Raw genomic sequence first — 12,955 nt, 5'->3', positions numbered from 1 at the left:
TAGAGGCTCGGACGATAAAAGATCAGGCGGCCTCGCGCCTCTTTGCATACTGGCTGTCGGGACGCGGCAAACCATAATGTTCGCGCAAGGTCGTGCCTTCGTAATCGGTGCGGAAAATGCCTTTGCGCTGCAAGAGCGGCACGACGTGATCGACGAACGCCGCAAGGCCGCTCGGAAACACATCCGCGTTGAGATTGAAGCCATCCGCGCCACGCTCCTCGAACCACTGCGCGATGTCGTTGGCAATCTGCTCGGGCGTACCGACAATGATTCGATGCGCGCCCGGATTGCGATCGAGCAACTCGCGTACGGTCAGGTTTTCGGCCTTGGCAAGCGCAACCGTCGAGTCGATGAAGCCGCGCGGCAAGTCCGAGCGCACGACCTTTTCGATGCGCTCATAAGGCAGCGGCTTGTCGATATGCAGATCGTCCGGCGAGAGCCCGAGCGCGCCTGCCAGGCGCGCGACTTCCCGGTCGGTGTCGAGCAGCGCATCGAGTTCGGCTTTATGCGCGCGCGCTTCCTGTTCGGTTCCGCCGACCACCGGATACAGGCCCGGCAACAGCAGAAAGTGATCGGGGTTGCGCCCATGCCGCGCCACGCGTTCCTTCATCTCCTTGTAGAACGCCTGCGCGCTCGGCAAGGTGGTTTGCGCGGTGAAGACCGCATCGGCGAAACGGGCGGCAAGCGCGCGTCCGCCTTCGGACGATCCCGCCTGCACGAGCACGGGCCTTCCTTGCGGACTGCGCGGCACATTGAGCGGGCCGCGCACCGAAAAGTACTGACCGCGATGCTCGATGGCATGCACGCGCGACGGGTCCGCATAACGTCCCGTGGCCTGATCGGCGACGAGCGCGTCGTCTTCCCAGCTATCCCAGAGCTTCGTCACCACATCCACGAATTCTTGCGCGCGTGCATAGCGCTCTTCCGTGGAAAGCGGCGTGTTGAAGCTGAAATTCGCGGCGGCTGCTGCGTCGTAGGTCGTCACGGCATTGAACGCGACGCGCCCGCCGCTCAGGTGATCGACCGATGCGAAGCGCCGCGCCAGATTGAACGGATCGTTGAACGTGGTCGATGCCGTGCCGATGAGACCGACATGCTCGGTCGCGCCCGCGAGCGCGGTGAGGAGCACCGTGGGTTCGAACGATTGCTGCGGACCTTCGGCGTGATTGCGCAGGGCGAGCGCATCCGAGAGAAACACGGCGTCGAGCTTGCCGCGCTCTGCTGTCGTTGCAATCTCCCTAAAGAACTTGAAGTCGATGATCGCACGCGGGTTGTCCAATGTGCGCCATCCTGCGGGATGCCGCCCGACGCCCGTGATGTTGGTGTTCAGATGCAATTGGCGATGTTTGGTCATGACGTCGTCCGAGGTAAGGAGTTCGCTGCGGGCACGGGCAGTCGCAAGCCCGCATCGACGAGAAGCGGCAACACGGCCTCGCCGAAATACGCGAGGTCCGGTTCGAAGTCGAAGAAGGTGAGTTGCACGCCATCGCAACCGGCGCGCTTCAATGCAAGCAACTGATCGACGATCTGCTCGGGCGAGCCGATCAGATGCAGATTGCCGCCGAGAATGCGCTGCTCGCGCTTGTGATTCGCCCACGCCTTCGCGTCGCTGCGGCCGTGCTGGCCGACGAAGCCATCGAGCGCGCCTTCATCGGCGTGAGCGACGATGGCATCGCGATACTCGCGCGCCTCGCGTTCGGTCGGCCGGCATACGATGGTCGGATTGATGAGCGTGCGCACGTTGCGTTTCACCCGCGCAGCCTCTTCGCGAATGGTCGCGGTATGCGCAGGCAGAGCGCCGATGGCGTCGTTGAAATCCGCGCCTGCGGGGCTCGTGATGAAGATCAGGTCCGAGTGACGCACCGCGTACGCAATCCCCGCGGGCGACCCGGTCGCATTCACGAGCACCGGCCGATGAAAGCGCGGTCGCGGACTCACGAACGCGTCCTGCAACTGCCAGTGCGGCGAATCGATGTTCTGATTCGCATCGCTGCGCCACAACGAATCGAGCACGGCGACGAATTCGGCCGCGCGTTCATAGCGCGTGTCGTGCTCGATCATCGGCTGGCCGAACATCGCCCATTCGCTTTTGACGTGACCCGTCACCAGGTTGATGCCCCAGCGTCCGCCCGAGATATGGTCGAGCGTCGCGCCGAACTTGGCGAGATGCAGCGGATGCCACGGACCATAGAGCGCATGCACCGTCGAGATCAGCAAAATGCGCTCGGTGACGGCGGCAAGCGCGCTCGTCGCGATGAACGCATCGAGCGATTGCTCACGATACTTGAGCGCGCCGCCATGCCCGTCCTTGCCAAGCCATTGCGCGAGGCCGAAGACCAGATCGAAGCCGAGCGCTTCCGCTGTCTTCGTGAGCCGCGCGTTGTAGTCGAAGCGCCAGTCGGTCGAGCGCGGCAAGGTCGAGATGGACCAGCCGCCGTTCTGAATCGGCAAGAAGAGGCCGAGCATCAACGGTTGCTGAAACGCGCCGTGAAGCGCGCTGCCGGGAATGTCGGCGGGACTCGTCGAACCGTCGAAGACAGGGCGTATCGTCGGTGAAGTCATGATGCCAGGCGTTCGCGGCTGCGCTTGTCCGTGGCCGTCTTGAAGTCCAGCACATCGATCGATGCAATGGCGTCGCGCTCCACCTGTTCGACCAGTTGCAGCTCCCACGCGAGGTACGCATTCATTTGCTCGGCCACGCGTTCCTTCTCGACGTGATACGGGCTATACCACGCGTCGTCGTCGCCAGTCAGGTTGTGCGCGTCGCCGGTTTCGAGCGGCAAGCCAATCGCGCTCCAGCGCGCCGTGCCGCCCACGAGCGCGGCGATCTCCGGCCAGCGCGGCGCGAGTTCGGCGGCGACGAGTCCGGCGAGCAAGCCATCTTCCGAAGTCAGCACGACGGGCGCATCGCGCTTGAAAACGCCCGAGCGCAGGTGGTCTTCCACTGCGCTTGCCGCCACGAAACGTGCGCCCGGCACATGGCCTTTGCGATACGCAATGCTCGCGTCGATATCGATCACTTGCGCGCGACCGGCATCGAGCGCGCGTTGCAGATGATCCGGCTCGATCCAGCGCGTGCGCGCGCCATGCGGACGCACGCGCAACGGCTCGGGACCGGCTTCGAGCGCGTCGTGGGTGAGGGCGGCGCTGGCGGCATCGTCGAGCACGCGGACATCGAGATAGCCGAGTTGCTTGAGCCACGACGCGGTCATGCGGGCGCGCACGCCATCGTCGTCGCGCAGTACCACGCGTGCATGCAGCGTGGCGATGTACTCGTCGGTCGCCTGCACGAGTTGCCCGCCCGGCGCCGAACGCCAGCCTGCCGGATGCCCCGCCGCGTATTCGAGCGGATCGCGCACATCGAAGCGATACAGCGTGCGCTCGCCGCTTTCGCGTTCGAGCGCCGCGAGCGTTTCGCCGTTGATCACGGGCACGTTCGCCTTGCGCGCGGCGGCCGCCGCGAGTTCGCGCGCGGTCGCGAGCGTCGCGCCTTCGGGACGCGGTGCGGTGCGAATCTCGCCGTGTTCGAGTTCGAGGCCCGAGAGCAGCCAAGCCATCGAGCCGCCCGTGAGTGCGGCGACCGGATTCGGCACGCCCGCATTGATGAGCGATTGCGCGCCGAGAATACTGCGCGTGCGCCCGGCGCAATTGACGACGATCAGCGTATCCGGCGAAGGCGCCGCCGCGAGCGCGCGATACACCAACTCCGCGCCCGCGCAGTCGATGCCGCCGGGAATATTGAAGTTGTTGAATTCGCCGAAGGGGCGCGAGTCGAGCACGACCAGATCGTCGCCCGCATCCTGACGCGCCTTAAGCGTTTCGGCGTCGATGTTGGGCGTATGCAGCCGATGCTCGATCAATTCGCCGAACGCCTTGCCCGGCACGTTGGTGCCGCTGAAAATTTCGAAGCCGGCGCGCGCCCAGCCTTCCACGCCGCCATCCAGAATCGACACGTCCGTGTAGCCCCAGCGCGCCAGCAATGCGGCGGCGCGTTGCGCATAGCCGTCCTCGGCGCCTTCGGCATCGACGAGAACGACGGGCGTGCCGCGCCGTGGAGTGAGCCGATCGATCACGAGACCCAGGCGTCCGACCGGCGCGACCGACGAATAGAACAGGCGTTTTCTCGACGACACGCCTTCTTCGCGCACGTCGAGCACCGCGAGTTCATTGTGTTGAGCGATCAGGGTGCGCAATTGCGCGGGAGAAACGAAACGTGACATGAAGAAGGTCCTTGGATGGGTTTCGGTTGACGTGGCGAATCGGGCGCTATGCGTTACGAGTTACGCGTAGGGCGGCCCGCCGCCATCGACATAGAGACGCGAACCGGTGACGAAACGGGCATCGTCCGAAAGCAGATACGCGACCGCGGCCGCGACGTCTTCGGGCGTGCCGGGGCCTTCGAGCGCGGTCAGGCGCGTGGGCTCGTTCTGACTTTGCGCGCCGGCGAGCGCATCGAAGCGCGGCGAGCGGATCGGACCGGGCGCGACGGCATTCACGCGCACGCCTTGCGGACCGTAGCGGCGGCCGAGACCTTGCACGAGCAGATCGATAGCCGCGTTTACGCTCGAACCGGGGAAATGATTCGGCGGCGGCGCAATGCCGCCGCGTCCCGAGATCGCCACGATCGCGCCGCGCCCTTGCTTGATGAAGAGCGGCAAGGCGGCGCGAATCGGGCGCACCGAGCCGAGCAGCTTGGCATCGATCACGCTTTGCCAGTCGTCGTCGGTGAGTTCGAGGAAGTCGCCGAAAGTGGAGACGTTGGTGCTGGTGACGAGGCCATCGAGGCGCCCAAAGCGCTCTTCGATCTGCGCAAACGCCGCCTTCACGCTTTTGTCATCGGTCACGTCGACCTTGAGCGGGACCACGTTCGGCGACGCTGCGAACAATCGCTCATCGACGCTGCGTGACGATGCGACGACCGTCGCGCCCGCATCGGCGAGCGTGCGCGCGGTGGCCGCGCCCAGCGCGCCGGAAGCGCCCGTCACCCAGACAACCTGGTCCTTGAATGTGCTGCTCATGGCTTACTCCGATGAATGGTTGGAAAGTACGCGGCGCGCGCGCCCACACAGCCGGTTGTCGAGGCGACCGGCCGAAGATTCGCGGAAAACGTCAGGGAACGAGGCGGGCAGGCGCCGGGGCAACGCGTTCATGCGCGCCGCCCCGGTGTGTTGGTGGCGATGGCGGAAAGGAGCATGGACGAAGTGTTTCGAGAGCGGAGTCGCCCATCTTCGCCTTGCTTGCGGTCATCGCAAACCGATCATTTCAACGATGCTTCTTACCTGATTTCGTATTTGGTTAGATGGTCAGGTTCAAAGCGAAATGCCTTCGTGTTCGAGGGCGAGCTTGACAGCGGGCCGCTCGCGCATGCGCTCGTAGAACGCTTTGAGCTTTGCCGGCACTTCGATGCTCATCTTGTTGGCCCATGTCAGCATCGTGAAAAGGTAAGCATCCGCGACGCTTGCGGATTCCCCGAAGAGATAGTCGCCCTTCATCATCTTGTCGATGAGCGTAAAACGCTGGCCGATCTTCTCGCGCGCCGCCGACGCTTCCGCATCCGATGTCGGGCGGAACACGCGGCCGAACTGCTTGTGGATTTCGGTCGAGATGAAGGCGAGCGTTTCGAGCAGACGCGTGCCGCCTTCATCGTCGGATGGTGCGAGCGCGGGCTTCTGACGCGCGACCCACGAGAGAATCGCGATGTTTTCGGTCAGACGGCGGCCATCGTCCAATTCGACTACCGGCACGTAGCTTTTCGGGTTGATCTCGTCGAATGGACGGCCGTCTTCAGTCAGCTTGGTCTTCAGATCGACCTTCACGCGTTCGAAATCGAGCCCTGCCTCGTGCATGGCAATGTGATCCGCGAGACTGCATGCGCCGGGTGCGTAATAAAGTTTCATCGTGTGCCCCTCCTTGGTTTCGTTGATTTGGCGTCTTGAAGGCGAGCAAGGGTTATGCCGCGCGAAAACGTCGAGCCGTGGCTCAAGTTTCACGATTTGGCTGCCGATATACCGGTGTCCTTCTCCCTCGCGCGCGCAGACCGCGTCGCCCGGTCATGTTCCCCACACCCGACACCGAAACCCTACGTCTTTGCAGCGTGCTTTCGAGCAGCGCGTTCGGACTCGTCTTTGCGCTCGTGCGCTTCGAACCGCGCGCGGAACGCTACTTCGCGCACTGGTCGGCGAGCGCGTTTCTCTATGCGGCGGTTCTGGTCGGCTTCGAGTTCTGGGAAGACCGTTTATTCCTCGATGGCCTGCTGCTGGGCGGGTTGGCGGCGAGCAACATGCTGCTGATCACGGGCATGCGCGCGTTCGACGGCAAGCCGCCTTTTCGCTGGTGGATGCTCGCGCCTATTGCGGGCTCCGTGCTGGTCCACGTGCTTCCCACGTCGATGTTCGGCGCACGGCCGGCCGTGTTCGCCTGGACGCGCGCGGGCGATACCATCGGCATCGCGATATCGGCGCTGATCGCGGGCGCCATGCTCGTGTTGGACGCGCGCCGCCTAAAGAGCCGGGGCGGGCGCATCGCCGGTCTTGCGATGCTCGGTTATCTGCCGGGTTACGCGATCACGCTCGCGGCATTGGCGTGGGGCGACTCGCGCGTGAATTTTCTCGCGGTCATTCCAATGCTTTCGGATCAACTGCTTCTGGCCGTGCTCAATCTTGGCCTGCTCGCGATTCCGGCGGAACGCGCGCAGCAGCGTCTGCGCGACGCCGCGTTGCGCGACCCGCTGACGAGCGTATGGAATCGCGCGGGCTTTGAGCAACACGCGCGGCCGTTGATCGCACCGGGCGCGACCATCCTCGCCATCGACCTCGATCACTTCAAGCAGATCAACGACCGTCACGGCCATCTTGCGGGCGATAACGTGCTGATGGAACTGGCACGGCTGGCGGGCGCGGAAGTCGGCTCGCTCGGCGGCGAGTTCGGGCGGCTGGGCGGCGACGAGTTCATCGCGATCCTGCCGGAATGGCGCGCGCCTTATGCACAGGCGTGCGCCAACCAGATTCATCGCGCGTGCCGCTCGTTCACGGAAGGCATGCCGGAATGGACGATGAGCATCGGTGTCGCGCAGGTGAGCGAAGGCGAGCAAGGCTTTCAGGATGCGTTGCAACGCGCGGACAAGGCGCTGTATCGCGCGAAGGTCGCCGGACGCGACAAGCTGACCGCTATTGGCGACGCGTGCTGGTAGCGCGCTCAGTCGTCCGCCAGAAAGGTCGGATGACGCGTGCGAATCTGATCGATCTGATGCAGCGTGCCGGACAGATGCTTGCGCAACGCGGCGTCGGCGGCTTCGGCGTCGCCATTCGCGATGGCATCGACGATTTCGGTGTGATCGCGCACCACGGCAAGCGTCTTGCCCTCGACAGGCAAATGCAGCCGCCGCAACCGGTCGATATGGCCGCTCAACCGGCGCACCAGATCCCACAACTGCGGCACGCCGGCGGCTTCGTACATCTGCCGGTGAAACGCCTGGTCTTGTAGCGAGAACTGCTCGTAGTTTTTGAGGTCGCGCAGCTCCATCTGCTTCTCGATGGTCGTGCGCAGCCGCTCCACCAACTCGGCATTGCGCGCGTTCGCCAGCGTGCGCACCACTTCCAGCTCGATCGAGCGGCGCAGGAAATGCGCTTGCAGCGCCGAAGTCACGCTGATGCGGCTAACCACGGTGGCGTGCTGCGGGAAGATATCGACGAGACCTTCCTCGCCCAGCTTCATCAACGCGTCACGCACGGGCGTTTGGGAGAGGCCATAACGCGCGGCGAGATCGGCGCGCGACAGCACCGTGCCCGGCGCGAGTTCGAGCGAAAGAATGCGCGCGCGCAACTGCTCGAACACTTGCGGCGCGGCGTGGCGCGACCGGTCGAGGCCTTGTCGGGTTGCCGCAGCCGGGGCGTCGATGAGTTTCATGGTGGACTGTTTGATTGCGATATTCGCGATTTTAAGGCCTGCAAGAGCGATATCCGGCCGCATGGCGCGGCAGCGACGATGGGTACTTTCCCCACTGACGCACTAATATATTAGTGTTTATGATGCGGACATCGATTCCATTTTCGGACATTCCCATGAGCCGCAGCGTCACCATCACGCAAGTCCGCATCACACCGATCGCCTTTCGCGACGGCCCGCTCCTGAACGCGGCCGGTATTCACGAGCCGTGGGCGTTGCGCGCCATCGTCGAACTGGAAACGAGCGACGGGCGCGTCGGTATCTCCGAAACTTATGGCGATGAGCCGATGCTGCGCGTGCTGGAACAAGCGAAGGAACTGGCCATCGGCCTCTCGCCGTTTGAGTTGAACCGCATGGAGGAGCGCGTGCGTGCGAGCATCAAGCCAAGCCCGGGCGCGGTGGAATTCGAACTCGCACCCGGCTCGCACACGGCCAAGAACGCGTCGAAAGTGATCAGCACGCTGGAAGTCGCGATGCTCGATCTGCAAGGGCAAATGGTCGGCGCGCCTGTCGTCGATCTGCTCGGCGGCAAGGTGCGCGACGCGGTGCCGTACAGCGCCTATCTCTTCTTCAAGTATGCGGAACACATCGACAAGCCGTATGCGCCGGATGCCTGGGGCGAAGGCATCAGCCCGCAACAGATCGTGGCGCAGGCGCGCCGCATGATCGATCTGTACGGCTTTCAGAGTATCAAGCTGAAGGGCGGCGTATTCGAGCCGAAGCATGAAATTGCCTGCATGCGCGCGCTGTCCGAGGCTTTTCCCGGCACGCCGCTGCGGCTCGATCCGAACGCCAACTGGACGCTCGAAACGAGCATCGAGGCCGCGCCCGAACTCGACGAACTGCTCGAATACTACGAAGACCCGTGTCCGGGTCTGGCAGGCATGGCGGAACTCGCCAAGCACACGCGGTTGCCGCTTGCGACCAACATGGTCATCACGACTTTCGACGACTTCCGGCGCGGCTGCGAAATGGGCTCGGTGAAGGTGCTGCTGTCGGATCATCACTACTGGGGCGGCCTGCGCGCGACGCAGACGCTTGCACGCATGTGCGCCCTGTGGGAGCTTGGCATGTCGATGCACTCGAACTCGCACCTGGGCATCAGCCTGATGGCGATGACGCATGTCGCCGCGAGTATCCCCAATCTCACTTACGCATGCGACACGCATTATCCGTGGCAGGAAGAGGAAGTCATCAAGGGCGGCCGGGTGAAGTTCGATAACGGCGCGGTGCGCGTGCCGACGACGCCGGGCCTCGGTGTCGAACTGGACCGCGACAGGCTCGCGGAACTGCATGAGCAATATCTCTCGTGCGGCGTGCGCAATCGTGACGACCTCAAGCAGATGCGCAAATATCAGCCGGAATTCACCGGCAAGAATCCGCGCTTCTGAGCGGCACGCACGATCAACGAGGAGACAAGCCCATGAGCAGTTCGACGCCAGATCGCGCGGATGAACCGACGAATCCACTGACGAGCGCCGTCAGCAAGATCAAGTGGCACATCCTGCCGCTCTTCGTCGTGATGTTCATCGTCAATTACATCGACCGCGTGAACATCGGTTTCGTGCGTCAGCATCTGAGCGCTGATCTCGGGATCGGCGCTGCGGCTTATGGACTGGGCGCGGGCTTGTTCTTCGTGAGCTATGCCGTGTTCGAAGTGCCGTCGAACATGCTGTTGCAGCGCTTCGGCGCGAAGGCGTGGCTCACGCGCATCATGATTACTTGGGGACTGGCGGCGGTCGGCATGGCTTTCGTGCGCGGCGAGACTTCGTTCTACATCATGCGCCTGGTCCTCGGCGCGGCTGAAGCGGGCTTCTTTCCCGGCGTGGTGTTCTACTTCACGCGCTGGCTGCCGAGCAATCAGCGTGGCCGTGCCATGGCGATTTTCTTGAGCGGCTCCGCGTTGGCTTCGGTGCTATCCGGGCCGATCTCCGGCGCGCTCATGCTGGTAGACGGCATGGGTCTGCATGGCTGGCAGTGGATGTTCCTGATCGAAGGTTCCGCTTCCGTGGTGCTCGCGGCCTTCGTGTGGTTCTGGCTCGATTCGAAGCCGCGCGATGCAAAGTGGCTCACGCGTGCGGAGCAGGACGCGATCATCGACGAGATCGAGCGCGAACAAGTGGAACGTGACGCGTCGCATACCGTCAAGCCATCCACGTGGAGCCTGTTGCGCGATCCGCAGATTCTCATCTTCTGCCTGATCTACTTCTCCGTGTCGCTGACGATCTACGGCGCGACGTTCTGGCTGCCGAGCATCATCCGCAAGATGGGGCACTTCAACGACTTCCAGGTCGGGCTCTTCAATTCGATTCCGTGGATCATCTCCATTGCAGCGATGTACGTCTTCGCCATGCTCGCGGCGCGCTTCAAATTTCAGCAGGCGTGGGTGGCGGTGGTGTTGATCATCGCCGCGCTCGGCATGTATGCGGCGGGGCAGGGCAGCGCGGTGTTTTCGTTCGTGGCGATCTGTTTTGCGGCGATGGGTTTCAAGGCCGCGTCGTCGCTGTTCTGGCCGATTCCGCAAGGCTATCTCGACGCGCGCATCGCGGCGCCGGTCATCGCGCTCATCAATTCGCTCGGCAATCTCGGCGGCTTCGTGGCGCCCGCGACCTTCGGCTTTCTCGAGCAGAAGACGGGATCGATCGAAGGCGGCCTCACGGGGCTCGCCGCGATGTCGGTCGTGGCCGCGGTGCTCGTCTTCTTCGCGGCCATGAAGCCGCGCGATGGACGCGGCGTGATGATTGCAAAGGCGGGGCGTTCGCACTGATTGTGGCGTCAGGCGTCAAGCGTCAGGCGATGCGCGCCGCACGTCGTTTCGATTCATCGCGCGGCCTGGCAATGTTGGAATGCTTGGCCAGCGCATCGACTACGTTCGGCCATCGCTTGGCGCGTCTCTTCCGTACCCAAACCGATATGCCGATTTCGCAGGCATGTTCTAGTGCGCCGCCGAACTCATCGGCCGGCTCGCGAGCAGCTTTGTCGAGCTTGCTTCCGCTGCTCGTCCGTTGCATATGCGTCTTGCGCGCGCTTGGCATGCCTCGCGTCACGCCGAGCCTTATCCGCAGGGCGATTCCCGCGCGGATCTTTTATGCGCTTTCGAGGCATCCGATGTGGTGCGTGCCTTGATCGATTGAGCCGAGCGTCTGACAGGTAGGAAGCCCGCGATCGACGTCGCGCTGGCTGCGCTCGTTGAGCATTGAGAGTTACCGGAGGGTGCGGCGTTCGCGTTGTTCTCCATCGCGCGAAGCGGGGGATGGATGGCGCATTCGATGGGGCAGATCGAGGAGGGAAGTTTGTTGCGGCCGCGGGCGGATTGCATCGGGCCCGCGGTTGTCGATTGACGTTTGAATCTGTTTGAATGCTGCAAAGGCAGCATCGGGTGCTTCTAGCGCTTTGTGTTGGCTTTGCTTTTGATTCGCGTCGACCGGATTGCGGTCCGATCGACGCGTTTGCGAAGGGTGGGTTAGCGGCCGCCTGCTCCACCACCGCCACCGCCACCGCCGCCGCCGCCACCACCACCGTGACCACCGCCGCCGTTGCCGTGGCCACCGCTGCTGCCCGCGCCGCCGCCATTGCCGTGACCGCCGCTGCTGCCATTGCCGTGGCCGCCGGTGCTACCTGCGCCGCCGCCATTGCCATGACCGCCATCGCCGTGGCCGCCGCCATCGCCGTGACCACCGGCGCTGCCGCCGTTGCCATGACCGCCGTCGCCGTGGCCACCGCCATCGCCATGACCACCAGCGCTGCTGCCGTTGCCACCGCCGTTGCCATGACCGCCGTCGCCGTGGCCGCCGCCATCGCCGTGACCACCAGCGCTGCTGCCGTTGCCACCGCCGTTGCCATGACCGCCGTCGCCGTGGCCACCGCCATCGCCATGACCACCAGCGCTGCTGCCGTTGCCACCGCCGTTGCCATGACCGCCGTCGCCGTGGCCGCCGCCATCGCCGTGACCACCAGCGCTGCTGCCGTTGCCACCGCCGTTGCCATGACCGCCGTCGCCGTGGCCACCGCCATCGCCATGACCACCAGCGCTGCTGCCGTTGCCACCGCCGTTGCCATGACCGCCGTCGCCGTGGCCGCCAGCGCTGCTGCCGTTGCCACCGCCATTGCCATGACCGCCGTCGCCGTGGCCACCACCATCGCCGCCGCCATTGCCATGACCGCCGGTGCTGCCGTTGCCGCCGCCGTTGCCATGACCGCCGTCGCCGTGGCCACCACCATCGCCGCCGCCATTGCCATGACCGCCGGTGCTGCCGTTGCCACCGCCGTTACCGTGGCCGCCATCACCGTGGCCACCACCATCGCCGCCGCCATTGCCATGACCGCCGGTGCTGCCGTTGCCGCCGCCGTTGCCATGACCGCCGTCGCCGTGGCCACCACCATCGCCGCCGCCATTGCCATGACCGCCGGTGCTGCCGTTGCCACCGCCGTTACCGTGGCCGCCATCACCGTGGCCACCACCATCGCCGCCGCCATTGCCATGACCGCCGGTGCTGCCGTTGCCGCCGCCGTTGCCATGACCGCCGTCGCCGTGACCGCCATCACCGTGACCGCCGCTGCTGCCGTTGCCACCGCCGTTACCGTGGCCGCCGTCGCCGTGGCCACCATCGCCATGTCCGCCGTCGCCATGACCGCCATCACCGTGACCGCCGCTGCTGCCGTTGCCGCCACCGTTACCGTGACCACCGTCGCCGTGACCGCCGTCGCCGTGACCGCCGTCGCCGTGACCGCCGTCGCCGTGACCACCGTCGCCATGACCACCGTCGCCGTGACCGCCATCGCCGTGACCGCCATCGCCGTGACCGCCGTCGCCATGGCCGCCGTCACCGTGACCACCGCTGCTGCCGTTGCCGCCACCGTTACCGTGACCGCCGTCGCCATGGCCGCCGTCACCGTGACCACCGCTGCTGCCGTTGCCGCCACCGTTACCGTGACCGCCGTCGCCATGGCCGCCGTCACCGTGACCACCGCTGCTGCCGTTGCCGCCACCGTTACCGTGACCGCCGTCGCC

Annotated in this window: 11 protein-coding genes; 4 read left to right on the top strand and 7 right to left on the bottom strand. The window is 64.8% G+C overall.

The features are described 5' to 3' along the window. Positions 1 to 22: 22 nt before the first annotated feature. From NCT04_RS15180 to NCT04_RS15160, 5 genes are all read right to left on the bottom strand, one after another. Positions 23 to 1,354, bottom strand: a complete 1,332-nt coding sequence (locus NCT04_RS15180; RefSeq protein ID WP_250466334.1) for an LLM class flavin-dependent oxidoreductase — start codon at positions 1,352 to 1,354, stop codon at positions 23 to 25. Next, positions 1,351 to 2,562, bottom strand: a complete 1,212-nt coding sequence (locus NCT04_RS15175; RefSeq protein WP_250466332.1) for an LLM class flavin-dependent oxidoreductase — start codon at positions 2,560 to 2,562, stop codon at positions 1,351 to 1,353. Before NCT04_RS15175 ends, NCT04_RS15180 begins: the two co-directional genes overlap by 4 nt. Next, positions 2,559 to 4,220 (bottom strand): rhodanese-like domain-containing protein, encoded by a 1,662-nt coding sequence (locus NCT04_RS15170; protein WP_250466331.1) that lies wholly within the window; start codon positions 4,218 to 4,220, stop codon positions 2,559 to 2,561. Before NCT04_RS15170 ends, NCT04_RS15175 begins: the two co-directional genes overlap by 4 nt. A 60-nt stretch (positions 4,221 to 4,280) precedes the next feature. Then, the gene (locus NCT04_RS15165; protein ID WP_250466329.1) at positions 4,281 to 5,018 is read right to left on the bottom strand and encodes an SDR family NAD(P)-dependent oxidoreductase; all 738 of its coding nucleotides are present in this window, start codon (positions 5,016 to 5,018) and stop codon (positions 4,281 to 4,283) included. A 291-nt stretch (positions 5,019 to 5,309) separates the two neighbouring features. After that, a complete protein-coding gene (locus tag NCT04_RS15160; protein ID WP_244828970.1) occupies positions 5,310 to 5,897 on the bottom strand; it encodes a glutathione binding-like protein in 588 nt (195 codons plus the stop codon). Between the two features lie 155 nt (positions 5,898 to 6,052). Between NCT04_RS15160 and NCT04_RS15155 the strand changes: the two genes are divergently transcribed. Further along, positions 6,053 to 7,189 (top strand): GGDEF domain-containing protein, encoded by a 1,137-nt coding sequence (locus tag NCT04_RS15155; RefSeq protein ID WP_250466327.1) that lies wholly within the window; start codon positions 6,053 to 6,055, stop codon positions 7,187 to 7,189. 5 nt (positions 7,190 to 7,194) lie between these two features. On the opposite strand, the gene NCT04_RS15150 is transcribed toward NCT04_RS15155, so the two are convergent. Further along, positions 7,195 to 7,905 carry a GntR family transcriptional regulator gene (locus tag NCT04_RS15150; protein WP_250466325.1) on the bottom strand — a complete coding sequence of 237 codons (711 nt, stop codon included), beginning with the start codon at positions 7,903 to 7,905 and terminating at the stop codon, positions 7,195 to 7,197. A 155-nt stretch (positions 7,906 to 8,060) separates the two neighbouring features. Between NCT04_RS15150 and NCT04_RS15145 the strand changes: the two genes are divergently transcribed. Then, positions 8,061 to 9,335 carry a glucarate dehydratase family protein gene (locus NCT04_RS15145; protein WP_244828967.1) on the top strand — a complete coding sequence of 425 codons (1,275 nt, stop codon included), beginning with the start codon at positions 8,061 to 8,063 and terminating at the stop codon, positions 9,333 to 9,335. A 32-nt stretch (positions 9,336 to 9,367) separates the two neighbouring features. Beyond that, positions 9,368 to 10,711, top strand: a complete 1,344-nt coding sequence (locus tag NCT04_RS15140) for an MFS transporter (RefSeq protein WP_250466324.1) — start codon at positions 9,368 to 9,370, stop codon at positions 10,709 to 10,711. 22 nt (positions 10,712 to 10,733) lie between these two features. Here the strand turns inward: NCT04_RS15140 and NCT04_RS15135 are convergent, their stop codons facing one another. Beyond that, a complete protein-coding gene (locus NCT04_RS15135) occupies positions 10,734 to 10,979 on the bottom strand; it encodes a hypothetical protein (RefSeq protein ID WP_250466322.1) in 246 nt (81 codons plus the stop codon). 323 nt (positions 10,980 to 11,302) lie between these two features. Here NCT04_RS15135 and NCT04_RS34435 point away from each other — a divergent pair. Then, a partial coding sequence (locus NCT04_RS34435; protein ID WP_284509363.1) for a hypothetical protein occupies positions 11,303 to 12,955 on the top strand: 1,653 nt, incomplete at its 3' end.

It is taken from the genome of Caballeronia sp. GAFFF2 (assembly GCF_023631485.1).
Taxonomy (GTDB): Bacteria; Pseudomonadota; Gammaproteobacteria; order Burkholderiales; family Burkholderiaceae; genus Caballeronia.
This window is presented reverse-complemented; position numbering and strand designations above follow the sequence as displayed.

Excerpts from the sequence above, each read along its gene's own strand:
- NCT04_RS15180 (WP_250466334.1), bottom strand. The coding sequence starts at position 1,354 with ATGACCAAACATCGCCAATTGCATCTGAACACCAACATCACGGGCGTC.
- NCT04_RS15175 (WP_250466332.1), bottom strand. The coding sequence starts at position 2,562 with ATGACTTCACCGACGATACGCCCTGTCTTCGACGGTTCGACGAGTCCC.
- NCT04_RS15170 (WP_250466331.1), bottom strand. The coding sequence starts at position 4,220 with ATGTCACGTTTCGTTTCTCCCGCGCAATTGCGCACCCTGATCGCTCAA.
- NCT04_RS15165 (WP_250466329.1), bottom strand. The coding sequence starts at position 5,018 with ATGAGCAGCACATTCAAGGACCAGGTTGTCTGGGTGACGGGCGCTTCC.
- NCT04_RS15160 (WP_244828970.1), bottom strand. The coding sequence starts at position 5,897 with ATGAAACTTTATTACGCACCCGGCGCATGCAGTCTCGCGGATCACATT.
- NCT04_RS15155 (WP_250466327.1), top strand. The coding sequence starts at position 6,053 with ATGTTCCCCACACCCGACACCGAAACCCTACGTCTTTGCAGCGTGCTT.
- NCT04_RS15150 (WP_250466325.1), bottom strand. The coding sequence starts at position 7,905 with ATGAAACTCATCGACGCCCCGGCTGCGGCAACCCGACAAGGCCTCGAC.
- NCT04_RS15145 (WP_244828967.1), top strand. The coding sequence starts at position 8,061 with ATGAGCCGCAGCGTCACCATCACGCAAGTCCGCATCACACCGATCGCC.
- NCT04_RS15140 (WP_250466324.1), top strand. The coding sequence starts at position 9,368 with ATGAGCAGTTCGACGCCAGATCGCGCGGATGAACCGACGAATCCACTG.
- NCT04_RS15135 (WP_250466322.1), bottom strand. The coding sequence starts at position 10,979 with ATGCCAAGCGCGCGCAAGACGCATATGCAACGGACGAGCAGCGGAAGC.